General features: G+C 73.2%; 19 protein-coding genes. 11 read left to right on the top strand and 8 right to left on the bottom strand.

The genetic code is table 11. The features are described from left to right. Positions 1–46 precede the first annotated feature (46 nt). On the top strand, positions 47–625 hold the full coding sequence (locus NIE79_RS14005; RefSeq protein WP_238678976.1) for a dihydrofolate reductase family protein: 579 nt from the start codon (positions 47–49) through the stop codon (positions 623–625). Here the strand turns inward: NIE79_RS14005 and NIE79_RS14000 are convergent. After that, a complete protein-coding gene (locus NIE79_RS14000; protein WP_238678975.1) occupies positions 607–1,317 on the bottom strand; it encodes a helix-turn-helix domain-containing protein in 711 nt (236 codons plus the stop codon). The two genes, NIE79_RS14005 and NIE79_RS14000, sit on opposite strands and share 19 nt — an antisense overlap. Before the next feature lie 39 nt (positions 1,318–1,356). Then, on the bottom strand, positions 1,357–2,829 hold the full coding sequence (gene pdxR / locus NIE79_RS13995) for a MocR-like pyridoxine biosynthesis transcription factor PdxR (protein ID WP_238678974.1): 1,473 nt from the start codon (positions 2,827–2,829) through the stop codon (positions 1,357–1,359). A gap of 62 nt (positions 2,830–2,891) precedes the next feature. Between pdxR and NIE79_RS13990 the strand changes: the two genes are divergently transcribed. After that, positions 2,892–3,503, top strand: coding sequence for a LysE family translocator (locus NIE79_RS13990; RefSeq protein WP_238678973.1), 612 nt, complete (start codon positions 2,892–2,894; stop codon positions 3,501–3,503). Positions 3,504–3,510: 7 nt separating this feature from the next. Next, entirely contained in the window at positions 3,511–4,251 is a 741-nt protein-coding gene (locus tag NIE79_RS13985; protein WP_238678972.1) for a B3/B4 domain-containing protein, read from the top strand. Here the strand turns inward: NIE79_RS13985 and NIE79_RS13980 are convergent. Next, positions 4,224–4,826, bottom strand: a complete 603-nt coding sequence (locus NIE79_RS13980; RefSeq protein ID WP_238678971.1) for an MBL fold metallo-hydrolase — start codon at positions 4,824–4,826, stop codon at positions 4,224–4,226. The genes NIE79_RS13985 and NIE79_RS13980 overlap by 28 nt on opposite strands. Before the next feature lie 79 nt (positions 4,827–4,905). Between NIE79_RS13980 and NIE79_RS13975 the strand changes: the two genes are divergently transcribed. Further along, the gene (locus NIE79_RS13975) at positions 4,906–5,712 is read left to right on the top strand and encodes an SDR family oxidoreductase (protein WP_238678970.1); all 807 of its coding nucleotides are present in this window, start codon (positions 4,906–4,908) and stop codon (positions 5,710–5,712) included. A 9-nt stretch (positions 5,713–5,721) separates the two neighbouring features. Here NIE79_RS13975 and NIE79_RS13970 read toward each other — a convergent pair whose 3' ends face one another. After that, on the bottom strand, positions 5,722–6,330 hold the full coding sequence (locus NIE79_RS13970) for a hypothetical protein (RefSeq protein ID WP_238678969.1): 609 nt from the start codon (positions 6,328–6,330) through the stop codon (positions 5,722–5,724). 181 nt (positions 6,331–6,511) lie between these two features. Between NIE79_RS13970 and NIE79_RS13965 the strand changes: the two genes are divergently transcribed. Then, positions 6,512–7,609: a DUF5919 domain-containing protein gene (locus NIE79_RS13965; protein WP_238678968.1), complete on the top strand. Its 1,098-nt coding sequence runs from the start codon at positions 6,512–6,514 to the stop codon at positions 7,607–7,609. A gap of 73 nt (positions 7,610–7,682) precedes the next feature. Next, positions 7,683–8,564 (top strand): pentapeptide repeat-containing protein, encoded by an 882-nt coding sequence (locus NIE79_RS13960; RefSeq protein WP_238678967.1) that lies wholly within the window; start codon positions 7,683–7,685, stop codon positions 8,562–8,564. On the opposite strand, the gene NIE79_RS13955 is transcribed toward NIE79_RS13960, so the two are convergent. Next, positions 8,509–9,108 carry a MarR family winged helix-turn-helix transcriptional regulator gene (locus NIE79_RS13955; protein WP_238678966.1) on the bottom strand — a complete coding sequence of 200 codons (600 nt, stop codon included), beginning with the start codon at positions 9,106–9,108 and terminating at the stop codon, positions 8,509–8,511. The genes NIE79_RS13960 and NIE79_RS13955 overlap by 56 nt on opposite strands. A 5-nt stretch (positions 9,109–9,113) precedes the next feature. On the opposite strand from NIE79_RS13955, the gene NIE79_RS13950 reads away from it, so the two are divergent. Together NIE79_RS13950 and NIE79_RS13945 are read left to right on the top strand one after the other, a co-directional pair. Then, a complete protein-coding gene (locus NIE79_RS13950) occupies positions 9,114–10,334 on the top strand; it encodes an MFS transporter (protein ID WP_238678965.1) in 1,221 nt (406 codons plus the stop codon). 39 nt (positions 10,335–10,373) lie between these two features. After that, positions 10,374–10,610, top strand: a complete 237-nt coding sequence (locus tag NIE79_RS13945) for a preprotein translocase YidC (protein ID WP_238678964.1) — start codon at positions 10,374–10,376, stop codon at positions 10,608–10,610. A 7-nt stretch (positions 10,611–10,617) separates the two neighbouring features. Here NIE79_RS13945 and rnhA read toward each other — a convergent pair whose 3' ends face one another. The 3 genes from rnhA to NIE79_RS13930 are packed head-to-tail and all read right to left on the bottom strand — an operon-like array spanning position 10,618 to position 13,718. Next, on the bottom strand, positions 10,618–11,091 hold the full coding sequence (gene rnhA / locus NIE79_RS13940; protein WP_091406604.1) for a ribonuclease HI: 474 nt from the start codon (positions 11,089–11,091) through the stop codon (positions 10,618–10,620). Between the two features lie 10 nt (positions 11,092–11,101). Continuing rightward, positions 11,102–12,394, bottom strand: coding sequence for a lycopene cyclase family protein (locus tag NIE79_RS13935; protein WP_238678963.1), 1,293 nt, complete (start codon positions 12,392–12,394; stop codon positions 11,102–11,104). 55 nt (positions 12,395–12,449) lie between these two features. After that, positions 12,450–13,718: an MFS transporter gene (locus NIE79_RS13930; RefSeq protein ID WP_238678962.1), complete on the bottom strand. Its 1,269-nt coding sequence runs from the start codon at positions 13,716–13,718 to the stop codon at positions 12,450–12,452. 529 nt (positions 13,719–14,247) lie between these two features. On the opposite strand from NIE79_RS13930, the gene NIE79_RS13925 reads away from it, so the two are divergent. From NIE79_RS13925 to NIE79_RS13915, 3 genes are all read left to right on the top strand, one after another. Then, positions 14,248–14,733 carry a hypothetical protein gene (locus NIE79_RS13925; protein ID WP_238678961.1) on the top strand — a complete coding sequence of 162 codons (486 nt, stop codon included), beginning with the start codon at positions 14,248–14,250 and terminating at the stop codon, positions 14,731–14,733. Between the two features lie 86 nt (positions 14,734–14,819). Next, positions 14,820–15,431, top strand: a complete 612-nt coding sequence (locus NIE79_RS13920) for a class F sortase (RefSeq protein WP_443677168.1) — start codon at positions 14,820–14,822, stop codon at positions 15,429–15,431. Positions 15,432–15,563: 132 nt separating this feature from the next. After that, positions 15,564–16,664, top strand: coding sequence for a magnesium and cobalt transport protein CorA (locus tag NIE79_RS13915; RefSeq protein WP_238678959.1), 1,101 nt, complete (start codon positions 15,564–15,566; stop codon positions 16,662–16,664). Positions 16,665–16,669: the final 5 nt, after the last annotated feature.

Here is a 16,669-nt window from a genome sequence, read left to right as displayed (position 1 = left end):
TAGCGTGGACCCGGCAGCCCGCTTCCAAGCATGAGGAGACACCACAATGCGTGACCTGGTCTACACCGGTTTCATGTCGCTCGACGGCGTCGTGGACTCACCCGGCGGCGGGCCGGGTGAGGAGCACCGCAGCGGCGGTTGGGTGTTCAAGGACCTCGAGTTCGTCCCGGAGGCCTGGTCGCTGAAGGGCGAGGAGCTTGTCGGCACGACGGCGTTGATGTTCGGCCGTCGCAGCTACGAGGCGTTCGCGCCGGTCTGGCCCGGTTCGGAGGACCACGCCGGCTACAGGGAGCTGCCCAAGTACGTGGTGTCGAGCACGCTGTCCGACGACGCGCTCGTCGACGGGTGGGGGCCGACGACGATTCTGCGCTCGACAGCTGACGTCGCCGCGCTCAAGCAGGGCGAGGGCGGCGCGATCTTCATCCACGGGAGCGCGGAGCTGGCCCGGCGGCTTTCCGATGAGGGGCTGATCGACCAGTACAACCTGCTCGTCTTCCCCGTGCTGCTCGGTGCCGGCAAGAGCCTGTTCGGCCGGGCCGACCGCGACAAGCACATGCTGACGCTGCGGGAGTCGGAGAGCTACCCGAACGGGATCCTCAAGGTGGTCTACGAGGTCAGGCGCTGATCCAGGTCGAGGGCGATGGCGCCGCCGGTGCCCTCGCGTAGCTGCCGGACTGTGCGTCCGAGGTAGGCGCGCAGTGCCCGGGCCAGGTGCGGCTCGTCGAAGTAGTCGAGCTTGGCGACCACGTCGGAGGCCGGGTCGCCGGTAGCCAGCAACTCAGCCGCCGCGCGGGCCCGCTCGATCTGCCGGACCGCGCCGCGCGTCAGCCCGGTCGCGGCGCGGAACCGGCGTTCGACGGTACGCCCCGAGACGGCCGGACGGTGGCCCCGCAGCAGCTCGGCGACGAGCGGGTCACGGACCACGGTCCCGGCCCGGACGAGGCTGTCGACCAGGGCTTCGGCGTCGTCGGGGCCTGGTGTCTCCCAGCGCGTGCCGTCCAGCCGGAACGTCCGGGGTGTGGTGTCGGGCAGCTCGATGCCGCCGTCGACGAGCGTCGGCGTGGGCACGGCCCGCAGCGAGGTGCCCACTGCGAACTCGATACCGGTGAAGGTAGCGCCCTCGGGCACCGGCGCCGTGCCGGTTCGGGTCTCGGGGCCGCTGATGCTCGCGTACGTCCGGCCGGCCTGCTCCCAGAACACCAGGCCCCACCGCACGCCTGCCACTGACGTCATCGTGGTGACCTGCTCGCTCGTGCAGGTCCACACGGTGTCGACCCATGGCGAGTCGGACCCGCGCGTCTCGAACCGCAGTCCCACCGGCGAAGGATACGTCGGGGAGCACTTCCGAAACACGCCCTAACCGGAGCCGAGCGCGGCGGCGACAGCGGCGACGCCGTCGGCGATCTCGGTGGGTGTCCGGGCCGCGTAGCCGAGCACCAGGCCGGGCCGGTACGGCCGCTGGCAGTGCCAGGACAGCGGTTGCACCTTCACTCCGCGCGCCAGCGTCGCCGCCGCCAGCTCGGTGTCGACCACTGTGTCGTCCAGCGTGATCATCAGGTGCAGGCCGGCGGCGGCGCCGTGCACCGTCGCCGAGGGCAACGCGCGGGCCAGCGCGGCGATCATGGCGTCCCGCCGCCGGATGTGTCGCCGCCGCAGCAGCCGTAGGTGCCGCTCGAAGGCGCCGGAGGTCATCAGCTCCGCCAGCACCAGTTGCGGGAGCACGGCGTTGCCCAGGTCGGCGTTGCGCTTGGCGGCGACCACGGCCTCGCGTAGCCGAGCCGGCACGAGCAGCCAGCCGACCCGCAGGGCGGGGGCGAGCAGTTTGGAGACGCTGCCGGCGTAGCAGACCTGCTCGGGCAGCAGACCGCGCAGCGCGGGCACCGGAGGACGGTCGTAGCGGTGCTCGGCGTCGTAGTCGTCCTCGATGATCAGACCGCCGGCCCGCGCCCAGGCGACGAGCTGGCGGCGGCGGTCGCCGTCGAGCACCACGCCGGTCGGGAACTGGTGCGCGGGGGTGAGCATCACGGCCGGTATGCCGCTGGCTGTCAACTCGTCGACCCGCAGCCCGGCGTCGTCGACGGTGATCGGCGGGGTGTCCATCCGCCAGTTGTTCAGGTGTTGCCGCACCCCGAGCGAGCCCGGGTCCTCGACGGCGATCCGGTCGACGCCGGCGGCGGTGAGCGCCTGGGCGAGCAGCCCGAGCGCCTGGGAGACGCCGGCCACGATGATCACCTCGGCGGGGTCGACGCTGATGCCGCGGTTGCGGGCCAGCCAGGCGGCGACGGCCTGTCGCAGCGCGGGTGTGCCACAGGGGTCGCCGTAGCCGAGGTCGGCCGCGGCGACGCGGCGCAGCACGCTCCGTTCGGCGCGCAGCCAGTCCGCGCGGGGGAAGGCGGCCAGATCGGGTACGCCGGGCGTCAGGTCGATGCTCGCGTGCGCCGCGCGTACCGCGTCGAAGATGTCGGTGCCCGGTGCCGGCGGAAAGGTCGCGGCCGGTGCCGGCGCGGCGGCCGGTGTGGGTGTGGGCGCGGCCGGCGCGGCGACGACCACGGTGCCGGCCCGGCCCCGACCGGCGATGTGCCCCTCCTCGGTCAGGCGTTGGTACGCCTCGGTGACCACGCCCCGGGAGACACCGAGGTCGGCGGCGAGCACCCGGGTCGGGGGCAGCCGGTCACCGACCGGCACCCGCCCCTCGGCGATGGCCTGCCGCAGCCGGTCGGTCAGCCAGTCGGCGCGCCCGCCCGGCGCCGCGTCGGTGACGGTCAGGTGCAGGAAGTCGGACCCGGCCGATATGGACCCCTCGGACGCGGACGCTTTGGCTCTGCCCATCGGACCATTGTGGCAGCAGAGTGAGCAGGAGCCAGACCTGCCAACTCCGCCGGAGGACGATCATGACCATCCCGTTCCTGATCACCACGCTGATCGTGGTGGTCACCCCCGGCACCGGGGTGATCTTCACGCTCTCCGCCGGCCTGTCGCGGGGTGCACGGGCCGGCGTGCTGGCCGCGTTCGCCTGCACGCTGGGCACGGTGCCGCACCTGCTGGCCGCGATGACCGGGCTGGCCGCGCTGATGCAGACCAGCGCCGCGGCGTTCGAGACCGTCCGCTACCTCGGCGTCGGCTACCTGCTCTACCTGGCCTGGTCCATGGCACGGGACCGCGACGCCTTCGCGGTGACCACCGACGCCCCACCCCGCTCGGCGATCCGGGTGATCGTCTCCGGGGTGCTGGTCAACCTGCTCAACCCGAAGCCGACGATGTTCTTCGTCGCGTTCCTGCCGCAGTTCGTGGACACCACGGCGCCGGGGTCGACCCGGGCGATGCTCGGCTGCGGCGCGGTGTTCATGCTGCTCACCTTCGTGGTGTTCAGCGGCTACGGCATCTTCGCGGCCAAGGTACGCGACCGGGTGCTGACCCGACCCCGGGTCACCGACTGGCTGCGCCGATCCGCCGCCGGCACGTTCGTCGCGCTCGGCGTGACCCTCGCCCTCACCGAACGATAGGACCACAGTGCAGTTCGAACATGCTCCGCAGCTTCGTGAGGCGTACCCCGACCTGGTCGCCGGTGTGGTGCGGGCCGCCGGGATCACCGCCACCGTCGACGTGTCGGCACGCGCTGCCGGCTATCTCGCCGAGGCGCGACGACGGTTGGCCGACGGACCCGAGAGCGGGTTCCCGGAGATCCAGGCGTGGCGGCGGGCTTACGCGGCGATGGGGCTGCGGCCCACCAGGTACCGGTGCGCCGCCGAGGCGCTGCTGCGCCGGCTGCGCCTGGACGGCGAACTGCCCCGGGTGCACCCACTCGTCGATCTCTGCAACGCCATCTCGGCCGCGTACGCCATCCCGGTCGCGGCGCTCGACCTGGACCGGGTCGATGGCGACCTGGTGGTCCGGCCGGCACACGGCGACGAGGCGTACCTGAGTTTCGCTGGCGACACCGAGCATCCCGAGCCGGGCGAGGTGACCTTCGTCGACTCCGCCGGGCGGGCGCACGCCCGACGGTGGACCAACCGGCAGAGCGGCTGGTCGGCAGTGCGGGCGGGCACCTCGTCGGTGCTGATCGTCGCCGAGGCGCTGCACCCGGGTGGCGAGCCGGCGGTGACCCGGCTGGTCGCCGACCTCGTGACGGAGCTGACCGACGGGTGGTTCGCCCCGACGGCCGCCGCGGTGCTCACCGCCGCCGCGCCCCGCTTCCGCACCCCGGCGGCGGGCGACGACAGGGGTCAGGCGGTGTCGCCGGGCCGCAGGTGACGGTAGCCGGGGATCGTCTCGGCGAACCAGCCCGCGACGCTGGCCAGGCCGCGGTCGTTGAGCTGCGCGTCGTGGATCGGGTACGTCGCCGCCGCGCCCACGGCGCCGGCGAACCGGATCGCCTCGTCGAGGCGCAGCCAGGACCCCTGGGCCGGAACGAGCAGGGTGCGCACCGGCTCGTCCGGCACGTGCAGGGCGTCGCCCGGGTGGTAGAGCTCGTCGCCGATCAGGTAGCCGAGGTTCGGGCAGTCGGGCTGCCCCTCGTGGATCGCGGCGTGCCGGCCGCCGTGCGCGCTGACCGCGATGCCGGCCGCCGTGAACCGCTGCCCCGCACGGACCCGGGTCACCGGCAGTGGGGCTAGATCCGGCAGTCGGGCGCCCTCCGGCGCGTACACGGGGACACCGAGACCGGCGAGCCGCAACACGTCTATGTGGTCGGTGTGCTCGTGGGTGACCAGGACGGCGTCCGCGCCGACCAGGGCCCGCGGCTCGCTCCACGTCCCCGGGTCGACGACCAGCACCCCGCCGTCGTGCTCGACGCGGACACAGGCGTGCGTGAACCGGGTGATCCGCATCAGGCGACCGTACGCCGTCGGCACCTCAGTCATGGTTCCCGCGGCGGTTGGGCCGGCCCTGCCTGGGTAGTGCGGCAGCATGCCACAGCGATACGAGAACTACCCCCGGATCGCCGTCGTCACCGGCGCGGACTCCGGCATCGGCAAGGCCTGCGCGGTGGCGCTGGCCACTGCCGGCTTCGAGATCGGCATCACCTGGTACGGCGACCCCGACGGCGCGGAGCGGACGGCCACCGAGGTCCGCGCGACGGGGCGGCGCTGCGAGGTCGCCGAGGTGGACCTGACCCGGCTGCCGGACGCGGCGGCGGTGGTGGACGAGCTGGCCGACCGGCTGGGCGGCATCGGGGTGCTGGTCAACAACGCCGGCATCGGGGCCTCGACGCCGTTCGTCGACACCGGGTGGGAGCAGTGGCGCGAGGTGCTCGCCGTCGACCTGGACGCGCCCTTCCTGTGCGCCCAGCGGGCCGCGCGACGGATGCGGGCCACCGGCGCCGGCGGGCGGATCATCAACATCACCAGCGTGCACGAGCACGCGCCCCGGGTGGGCTCCGCCGCGTACTGCGCCGCGAAGGGCGGGCTCGGGCTGCTGACCCGGGTGATGGCCCAGGAGTTGGCCCCCGACGGGATCACCGTCAACGCCGTCGCCCCGGGCGAGATCGCCACGCCGATGACAGGTCAGGAGGATGTCGACCCGTTCACCCAGGAACGCCCCGGCGTGCCGCTGGGACGGCCCGGCGACGCCCGGGAGGTGGCCGCGGTGGTCGCGCTGCTCGCCTCCCCCTCCGCCAGCTACGTCACCGGCGCGTCCTGGCCGGTCGACGGGGGCATGTTGCTGATGGGCCCTCAGGCCGCGTCGTTGACGAACGACGACTGGCGATCGGTCTGAGCGGCGTCGTCAGCGCATCGGCGCGGCCGACGCCCGGACGATGTACACGAACTGCACACCGAACGCCACCACAGCGACCAGCACCCCGACCACTACCGTCAACGCGCCCCCGACCCCGACGGTCGTGGCCACCAGGGCGATGCCCAGCCCGCTCAGCACGGCGTTGACCGCTCCCACGAGTGCGGCAGTGGTCAACATGAACTCCCACCGCCCCGGGCGCGTGCCGACCAGGTTCCAGGCGGTGCTCATGGCGTCGTCGGCAACCACCGCGTCGGCGAAGAAGTCGTGCTCGCCAGCGAGATTGTGTTGGTAGTAGGCCCGGATGCGTTGGATCCGCCGCAGGTCCAACGAGTTCTCCACTGTGGTCTCCACCAGCCGCAGGAACGTCAGCACCCCGATGATGACCAGCGTCGGCAGCACCGCCGCCAGGTACGGCCGCACCAGCTTGTCGTTGCTGGCGACGAAGCCGAGACCGATCAACGCCGCCGACAACACGGACAGGAAGATGGTGGCGCGGCCGGTGGCCTCGGCGATGGTGCCGGCGCGCGACGTCTGCAACGCGTAGTGCTCTGTGGTCAGGACGGTGAGAAGCGCCTGCTCGCGTTCACTCTCGTCCACCCCGCCACCCTCCGTGGTCGCACGACTCCGTTACCGTCACTCTATGAGCGGTGGACCGGCTCCGAACGGCGAACCGGTCGCTCGGAGAACGGGACGGCGCCCGGCAAAGCGGGCACGTATCCTCCGAACTCCGGTGATCAGCGGGCGGCGGTGGGGCCGACCGACGGCGGAAGGGGACCGGATGCCCGGGTGGGCTGGTCGGGGCGGGCGGCAACGACGCGCCTTCGTCGTCGGTGGGGCACTCTTCGCGATCGCCGTCGTCATGTTGCTGGCCGCCTGGCGCAGCACCGGTTTCCTCAGCGACCTGCTGCTCAACCTCGGGGCCAGCGTGGTCCTCGCGGCCATCTCGTACGTCATCTTCGACCCGTTGTTCGAGGAGGCCCGCAAGGCTCGGGTGCAGGAGCACCTCAGCTTCGACCAGCAGGCGTTCGTGACGCGGCTGCACCGCTCCGGTCGTCGGGTGCGCATCCTCGACACCTGGACGATCCTGTTGGAGCAACGGCACCGGGAGGACACCCTGAGCGCGGTGCGAGCGGCGCTCGCCAACGGCGCCCAGGTGCAGTTGCTCCTACTCGACCCCGACTGCACCGCCGCCCAGCAACGCTCCGAGGAGCTGGAACGGCAACGGGTGGACGTGCCCCGGCAGATCCGCACCAACCTGCGCCACCTGGCCGCGTTCGCCGAGGCACTCGACTCGCGGCTGCGACACCGCCTACAGGTCCGGCTCTACGACGCGTCCCCGTCGATCCAGCTCTACCAGTGGGACGGGCGGGCGCTGATCTCGTTCTTCCCGATCGGGAAATTGTCGTTCAACGTGCCGCAGCTCGAGGTGGACATGGACAGCCCGTGGGGCGGGTTCGTGCACGCCCGGTTCGAGGAGCTGTGGGAGCACGAGCAGGCCACCCTCGACCTGGAGCGGTACTGGTCGGTCATGGTCACGCTGCGCCACGACGAGTCGGACGTGGTCGAGGTACGCGTGCCGTACGTGACGGTGGACGGGCAGCACTACGTCGACTGCCGGGGGTTCCGGGTCACCGGGCCACTGACAGTGCGAGCCGTGCTGCCGCCCCGCGCGCCCGGGGCGGCCCCCGGCGTGTTCGCGCTGGCCGAGCCCGCCGACGGGGACCGCACCCCGGCCGCAGTGGTGAAACGGCACTTCGACCAGAAGTACGGGCACGGCGACGGCGAGCGGGACGTCCGCCGACTGGTGCCGCCGCCGGGCGATGCCCGTACCCCGGCGCCCCGACCCGCGACGGCCAGCGACACGCACGCACGGTGACCCCCGACCTGCCCGGGCGGGTCGGCACAGGAAACAATGGTGGTCCACCCTGATCGCCAGGAGGACCGTCGGCGTGTCGCATCGCACCGCACCGCCGTCCGGGGCGGCGCAGCTGCGCGCCGACTGCGGACGCTGCTTCGGGCTGTGCTGCGTGGTGCCCGCCTTCGCCGCGTCGGCGGACTTCGCCATCGACAAGCCGGCCGGTTCGCCCTGCCCCAACCTGCGCCCAGACCACCGCTGCGGCATCCACACCGAGCTGCGGCAGCGGGGTTTTCCCGGCTGCACCGTGTTCGACTGCTTCGGTGCCGGGCAGCAGGTCGCCCAGGTGACCTTCGGCGGGCGGGACTGGCGGGACGCGCCGGAGACGTTGCCGGCGATGGCGGAGGCGTTCGCGGTGCTGCGACCGCTGCACGAACTGCTCTGGTACCTCACCGAGGCGGTGGCGCTGCGCCCGCCGGCCGACCTGCGCGCCGAGCTGGAACGCGCCCGCGCCGAGACGCTGACGCTCACCGACGGTGACCCGGCGCACCTTCGGGCCGTGGACGTCGCCGACCAACGGAACCGGGTCAACCCGCTGCTGTCCCGGGCCAGCGACGTGGCCCGCGCCCCCGGCGGCGCCGACCGGCGGGGGGCGCACCTGCTCGGGGTGGACCTGCGCCGCGTCGACCTCCGCCGGGCCAACCTGCGCGGGGCGCTGCTCATCGGCGCCGACCTGCGCGGGGTGGACCTCGGCCTGGCCGACGTTACCGGCGCGGACCTGCGCGGCGCCGACCTGCGGGGCGCGGACCTGCGGCGCACGCTCTTCCTGCACCAGACCCAGCTGGACGCCGCCCGGGGGGACACCCACACCGGGCTGCCGCAGACGCTCACCCGGCCGGCGCACTGGACGGCGCTGCCGCTCACCCCGGTCCGTCAGCCGTCCCGCTCCCCTGCCCGTCGGGGCCGCCGCCGTTAGGTTCGGCGCGATCCGGTCCGCCGCACGCTTCCGTCAACTCCTGGAAGCCGGCATGGACCGGGCACTGTGGGCAGCGGGCGCGGTCGCACAGCCGGCAGAGGTGGGCCAGGCTGCCGGCGTCCGCCACCTCGTCGTGCAGCAGGGAGCGGGCGATGTCGGCGAGTTGGCGGCGCTGCTCGACGGTCAGCGGGGCGAGCAACGCGGTGAGCACCTCCTGCCGGGCGCGCAGGGTTCGGGCGGCGGCCGCCGTGCCCTCGGTGGTGAGGTGCAGGGCGCGGCTGCGCGCGTCCGCGCCGGGACGCCGCTCCACCCAGCCCTGCTCCCCGAGCCGCCGGACCAGGTGCGCGACGCCGGGCTGGGTCAGCCCCAGCACCTGGCCCAACCACTCGGCGGTCACCCCCGGCTGGTCCTTCAGGACGACGAGCGCCTCGGCGAGGGCGCCGCCGGCTCCGACGGACGCGCTGACCGACGCCCGCATCCGCGAGCCGACGAGCAGGGCGAGTGCGCCGAGCAGGTTTGGCGAACCATCCTCGGGTAGATTCATAAGTTGTGAATGTACCCCGGCGGGCGCTGTTGCTCATCGTGTTGATGACAGTGGCGCAGCTACCTGTCGCGCTGCGGCAACTGCTCGTCGTGCTGCTCGGTCACCAGAACACCGGCAGCTTCGCCACCGCCGGCGTGGCCAGTGCCGGCTGCGGGATCGGGCTGGCGGTCACCGCGCCGCTGGTCGGTCGACTCCTGGGCCGGTTCGGTGCCCGCCCGGTGCTCCTCGCCACCGGCCTCGCCCACCTGCTCGCCCTGCTCGGCCTGGCCGTCACCACCGAACCGGTGGCGTTCGTGGCGCTGGCCACAGTGGCCGGGCTCAGCACGCCACCGGCGGTCGGCAGCGGACGCGCCCGACTGGCCCGGCTCGTCGCCCCCGCCGGGCTGGCCCGCGTGTACGCGGTCAACGCCGTCGGGCAGGAGGTGCTCTACGTGGGCGGCCCCCTCGCGGTGACACTGAGCCTGCTGATCAGTGGGCCCACTGCCGCGCTGCTCGCCTTCGCGGTGATCGGCAGCGTCGGGCTGCTCGGCATGGTCGCCGTACTGCCGGCGCGCGAGGTCGACCGGCAGCCTCGCGAGAAGGGATCCGCGCTGCCCGGCCAGGCCACCCGCCGCACCGTCGTCGGCACCCACGTCGGCTACATGATGGGCATCGGCGCGATGTGGGTGCTCGTGCCCGCGTTCGCCACCACAGTCGGGCACCCGGACCAGGCCGGGCTGCTGGTGACCATCTGGTCGGTGGGCAGCCTGGCCGGTGGTGTGCTGCTGGCGAGCCGGGGGCGGCCCGGCAGCCCGGCGGCGGCGTACCTGGCGATGCTCGGAACGTTGGCCGCCACCTCGGTGGCGCTGCTGCTGCCGCGCAACGTGCCGCAGATGGCCGTCGCGCTGGCGGTCTTCGGTCTCGCGCTGGCGCCGTTCCTCGCCGTCACCGACGAGATCCTCGCCCGGTCCACCCCGGCGGTCCGGCTCCCCGAGACGTACGGGTGGTTGCAGACAGCCGGGCAGCTCGGTATCGCCGCCGGCTCCGCGACCAGTGGCGTGGTCAACGACCACCTCGGTAACACCTGGGCGTTCCTGGTGGTCGTCGGCGCGCTCGCGGTGGCGCTGATCGTCGCGCTCAGCCGCCGCCGGACGTTGCGCCTGCCGGCCGCTGCGCCACCGGTCGAGATGGTCGGATCGGCGGTTCCCGCCGCCGGGTCAGGTTTCGGTCGGGACGACGCCGGGTAGCCAGCGCCGACGCGGACCGGCATCGACGGGGGGCACGGCGTGGGCTACCGAAATCGCCAAGGTGAGCAGCCGGGCGACCCGCAGCACAGCGAGGACGAGGCCGGCCAGACGCCACTGGTGCAGGTCGAGACGGACACCGAGGTCCCCGCACCGGCGGACACCGATGTCCGGCCGGACATCGTGACCGAGCCCGACAACTCGGGCGTCGCCGGTGGCTCGTCGGGCAGCAGTGGCGGCGGGTCGAGCATGCCGGGGCACCCCGACGCGAGCCGCTGACCCGGGCTCAGCGACTGGTCAGCGCACCCCGGGCCTCGGTCATGCCCTTGTTGGCGAGCCCGTCGGCCCGCTCGTTCTCCGGGTGGCCGTTGTGCCCCTTGACCCACAGCCAGGTGACCTCGTGCCGTTCGCAGGCCGCCTCCAGCCGCTGCCACAGGTCGGCATTCTTCACCGGCTGCTTCGCGGCGGTCCGCCAACCGTTGCGCTTCCACGACGCCAGCCAACTGGTGATGCCGTTGCGCACGTACGTGCTGTCGGTGTGCAGCTCCACGGTGACCGGCCGGTTCAGGCTCTCCAACGCCTGGATGGCCGCCATCAGCTCCATCCGGTTGTTGGTGGTGGGCGTTGCCTCACCGCCGCACAGCTCCCGCTCGTGATCGCCGTAGCGCAGCAGCGCACCCCAACCACCCGGACCGGGGTTGCCACTGCACGCCCCGTCGGTCCAGATCTGCACGCCCCTGCCGGCCGCCGCGTCCACCATGCCCGGCAACCTACCGGGCGCGCACGTCGTCCTCCCCGCTCGGGGGGCCGCCGCGCCGAGCCGTCGGCGCCGAGCCCAGTGGGTCGCCCACCACCGCGGGTGGAATGGCCGGCGCGGGCCGGGTGGGACGCAGCCGGTCGCGAACCCGGTGTACGGCGTCACCGGCGGTCGCGGTGATCATCGGCAGCAGCCGGGTCGAATTCATGATCGCGACCTCCTCGGCCGGTGTGGTGCCGCCGTCGAGGAAGCGCAGCACCCGCTCGGCCGGGTTGCGGTCGAAGAGCCGGTCGAAGAACTCGGGACCGCCCACCCCGCCCCGGTCCAGCGCGCGCAGTGCCACCGCGTCCATCCACCGGTGCCGGCGCGGGTACGCCGGCGCGGGCACCGGCGCGCGGCCCGCGGCGAGGGCGCGGGCCACCTGGTCGGCCTGGCGGTACATGGCGGAGAACGTGAAGCCGGTGGAGGGGCGGGTCGCGCCCCCGGCCGTGCCGAGCCGAACCACACGGGGGGTGGGCCGGGCCGGGAACGGCGCGTCCGTCATCGGGATTACCCCGTTCTCCACCTCGCGCACCCGCAGCCCGGTCGGATCCAGCCCGAGCAGATCCCGGTAGCCGGCCAGCGCCGCGTCGTAGCCGGCGTCGGTGAGCAGGTCCGGCGAGAACTCGGTGTACTCCACGAGGGCGTAGCGGTCGCTGACCGGCAGCACGTACCCGAAGGAGACGCCCCGGGGCGGCTGCGGGGTACGGAAGTCCATCAGCACCGCACGCGTCGGGTCGAACACCGGCCGGTCGGCCTCCAGCCACCATCCCCGGAAGTGCTGCAACCAGGTGGTTCGCCCCGCTCGTGCCGGCGGGCGGGGGCGGGAGTCGAGCACCCAGCCGGCCCGTACGCTGCGCCCGCCGCCGGTGCGCACCAGCACCCGGTCGCCGTCGTCGCGCACCGTCTCGGCGGGTGCCACGATCCGGGTGGCGTCGAGGCGACGCTCGGCCTCGGCAGCCCGGTCGTAGACCGGGCCGGAGCGGAGCATGGCGTACCGCAGCGGGGTGAGGTCCAGGACGCGGCGTCGCGCCGCCGTCGCCACCTCGACCTGCTGCCAGCTCGCGCTGAGCAGCGGGTCCAGGTCGCTGTCGGGGTGGCCCCAGAACGCCCAGGTGCGGTCCTGACCGCGTCGGCGCACCGGGTCGACGACGGCGATCCGCAGATCCCGGACGCCGTGCCGGTCCAGTGCGGCGAGCAGCAACGACGCGGCGCCGCCGCCACCGAGCAGCACGAGGTCGACGTCGAGCGGCGCGGAGTCGGTCACCCCCACCACGCTGCCACACGGCCGCCCGACACCACCCGATGGGCCGCAACGGCGCTCAGGCCACCGGGGCGGGCGCCTCGACCGGGGGCGGGTCGGCGAACGCGCGCGCGACCGCGGCCCGGTTGAAGACCCGCCAGGTGGCGGCGGAGACGCCGATCGCCACCACCAACCCCACCCAGTACGGCGCGGTGATGCCGAACCGGGCGGCGAGCAGCCCGCCCAGCAGTGCGCCCACGCAGTTGCCGCCCGCCGCCACGAAGAGGTTGGTGCTGGCCACCCGGCCCTGCAGGTTCGGTGGGGTGAGTCGTTGGCGCAGTGAGTTCGCCACGATGTTCCACAGCCCGCCGTGCACGCCGAAGGCGAACAGCGCGAACCCGACAACGATGGTGCTGCGGGACGCCGCCAACGCGAGGTGCAGCCCCGCCTCGACGAGCAGACCGATCCGGATCGTCCAGGTGGCGCTGATCCGGGCGATGATCCGGTCGCCCAGGAGCGCGCCGAGCACTCCACCGGTGGCCATGCAGGTGAAGAGCAGGCCGTAGCCGACGGATCCGAGTCCCAGTCGCTCGCCGGCGAGCAGCACCAGCACCGCGAGCGCGGCGGTGAGGGTCACGTTGAGCAGACCGATCAGCAGGGCCATCGTGCGCAGCAGCCGCTGGTTGGCCAGCCAGCGCAGTCCTTCGACGATCTCGCCGCCCATCGAGCGCGTACGGAGTGCGTGCGTGTCGCCGACGGCGGCCCGGAAGTCCCCGCCGATCAGCGCCACCAGCACGGCGCTGAGGGCGTACGTGACGGCGTTGACCAGGAACGGACTGCCCGCCGAGAGCGCGAACAGGAAGCCGCCGAGCGGGCCGGCGAGCATGCTGTGCATGAGGGTGGCGCCGCCGCTGAGCCAGCCGTTGGCACGCTCCAGCCGGTGCCGTGGCACCACGACCGGCACCATGGCCTGGCTCGCCGCGCGGAACACGATCTCACCGGTGTTGACCAGGAACAGCACCGCGAACAGCAGCACCACCCCGCCTCGGCCGCTGAGGATCGCCGTGGCCAGAACCGCGAGCGCGACCACCCGGACCAGGTCGATGACGATCATCAGGCGGCGCCGGTCCATCCGGTCCACCAGCACCCCGCCGGGCAGGGCGAAGAGCAGCCACGGCAGCCACGCCACTGCTGACGCCCCGGCGACAACGAGCGGGTCATCGGTGCGCGACGCGACGAAGAGCGGCGCGGCGACGGTGGCCAGGCCGCTACCCAGCGCCGAGAGGGTGCTCGCCGCCCAGAGTCGGGCGAACACCGGTCCCAGGCCAGCTCCCACGTTCGATGTCACGGCGAGCGAACCTACCAGCGTCTCCCCCGGTCGCACGCGGATTTATCCCGCCGGCAGAGTGGCCGCCCGCAGCCAGGTTTGACAGGCAACCCACCCGACCCCGAACGCGTATCCGACGCGCCGGCCGGTCCAAGATCCGCACAACTTCAGGGATGTCGTGGCCTCCAGACCGCGCGAGGCACCCACGTCCCTGTTCTTTGTGGGGATCTTGGATAGGGGCGCGAGGGCGACATCACGTCAGCCAGGTGGTGCATTTCCGCCGTCTCCGGCAATACCTCGCCATAGGCCCAGCGACGACAGCCCGACCGGATGGACATCGATCGGAGCACCGGTGCCGGTCGGGCCGTCCGGGCCTTTCCGCAGCTCTCCCCGCCTTCGGGTGGACACGTGACGGCAACGAGGATTTCTCATTTTCACCTGATCGAGGACCCAACCCACCTAGTGTTGGGCACACCGGTGCTAGTCACGGAGTTGGCCACCCGAACGACGTCCCACGCAGTCAGCGGACGAAAAGTGAGGGAAGACGCGTATGAAGGTCTCAACAGCACTCTGCTCGGCGGCGCTCGGCGTGGGCCTCGGCACGCTCCTGCTGCCAGGCGCCGCACTGGCCGACACCACAGTGTCACCGGCCACCACCCCGGTCGGTGGGACCGTCGTGCTCACCGCGACGACCTGCAACCCGAAGTCGGGTGACGCCATCTTCCGGGTCACCGGCCCCAACCGCGACCAGAACGTCCGATCCACAACGGCCGCCGCCGGCGGCGGGCTGAGCGCCGAGCTTTTCACCGCCGGGTTCACCCTGGGCACGTACACGGTGGCGGCGACCTGCGGCGACGGCAGCTCGGCCGGCACCGCCACCTTCGCCGTCACCCCGATCGGCGGCGCGCCGGCCGGCTCCGGCGGCGACAACAGTGACACCGGCGCTCTCGCCGCCGGCGGCACGCTGCTCGGCACCGCCCTCGCCGGCGCGGTGATCCTGATCCGCCGGCGCCGTCCGGTGTCCACTGTCGCCTGATCGGCGACCGTTCCATCCCTGAGACGGGTGCCCGCGCCGGGAACACCGGTGCGGGCACCCCGACGATCCGGTACGGAGGCGCACACGTGTGGTGGCGGCGGACCCTACCGGCAGTGGTCGCCCTGCTCGGCGTGAGCGGGCTCGGGCTGATCACCGTCGGCCTCACCTCCGACCCGGAGCGGCCACCACGACCGTCGGCCGACGCGCCGACCCGCACCCACCCCGCACCGGACCTGGCGCCGCTGCCACCCTCCGCGCCGGTCCGGGTGCAGATCCCCGCCATCGACGTACGCGCTGAGATCGTCCCCGTCGGCGCCGACGCCGCCGGGGTGCTGGAGGTGCCGCCACTGGACCGGCCCACCCTCGCCGGCTGGTACCGGCACGGGGTCAGCCCCGGCGAGACCGGCAACGCCGTCCTGGTCGGACACGTCGACGCGCCGTCCGGACCGGCGGTCTTCTTCGACCTCGGTCGGCTCCGCGCCGGGCAGCAGGTACAGGTCACCCGCGCCGACGCGCGGGTCGCCACGTTCACCGTGGACGACGTCCGGGCGTACCCCAAGGAGCACTTCCCCACCACCCTGGTCTACGGCCCTGCGGACGCCGCAGGGCTGCGCCTGATCACCTGCGGCGGCCAGTTCGACTCCGCCACCGGCAACTACGTCGACAACGTCGTCGTCTTCGCCACCCGCACCGCCTGAGCCCCGCCGCAGGCCCGAACCGTCCACCCGCCGGAGCCACCGCCCCGCTGTCGGGAGCCGGACCCCGCTCGGCAGAATGCGGTGGCACCATCCCCTGATCGGGACGGTGCGCCGGCGACGGGGAGGCACGCGGTGGATCAGCGACCGGTACGGGACCGGACCGGTCGAGGCGTACGCGCCCTGGCCCGTCGACTGCTCGGACGGGTCGAGGGCGACTCCCCCACCCCCCGCCGGTCCAACCCGGACGCCGTGGTCGACTGCGCCGTCTACGTCAACGGCCGGCGCGAACCCGGTCAACAGCACTACGCCGACGCGTACGCCCGGGCGCGGCACGGCCGCGACGCCTTCGTGTGGCTGGGACTGCACGATCCCGGCCCGGCGGTGCTCGCCGCGGTCGGGCAGACCTTCGGCCTCGACGAACTGACAGTCGAACAGGCGCTCGCCGACGGGCACCGGCCCACAGTGCAGCGCCACGGGCCGGTCACCCTGCTGGTCCTGCGCACCGCCGGGTACGTGGAGCACGACGAGCTGACCGACACCTCCGAGGTGATCGACACCGGGGACGTCATGGTGCTGCTCGCTGACCGCTTCGCCATCACGGTGCGGCACGGCGCCGCCGGGGCGCTGCGCAGCGTCCGCGCCGACATCGAACGCCGCCCCGCCCTGCTGGCAGCCGGCCCGTGGGCGGTGGCGTACGCGGTCTGCGCCCGCATGGTCGACTCCTACCTGGAGGTGGCCGGGCACGTGGAACGGGACCTCGAGCGGGTCGAGGAGGCGGTGTTCGCCCGCGACCGCACCGCCGACATCCAGCACATCTACCAGCTCAAACGGGAGGTGGTGGAGTTCAAGCGGGCGGTCCTGCCGTTGCAGGCGCCGATGCGGACGCTGCTCGACCCCGACGGCCCGCCGCGTGCCCTGCACCGCTGGTTCGTCGACGTCGACGGCCGGCTGAGCCGGGCGGTGGACCGGGTGGCCGCGTACGACGACCTGCTCACCTCGATCGTCCAGTCGCGACTGGCGCAGCTCGCCGTCGAGCAGAACAACGACATGCGCAAGATCGCCGCCTGGGCTGCCATCGCTGCCACCCAGACCGGCATCGCCGGCATCTACGGCATGAACTTCGACCACATGCCCGAGCTGGCCTGGCGCTACGGCTACGCCGGGGCCCTCACCCTGATGGCGGCGGCTGCCCTGTTCCTGTACCGGCTGTTCCGCCGCTCGGGCTGGCTGTGACGCTG

Source organism: Micromonospora trifolii, from assembly GCF_022229005.1.
Classification (GTDB): domain Bacteria; phylum Actinomycetota; class Actinomycetes; order Mycobacteriales; family Micromonosporaceae; genus Micromonospora; species Micromonospora trifolii.
The sequence above is the reverse complement of the archived record's forward strand: the minus strand, read 5'-3'. Positions and strand labels throughout refer to the sequence as shown.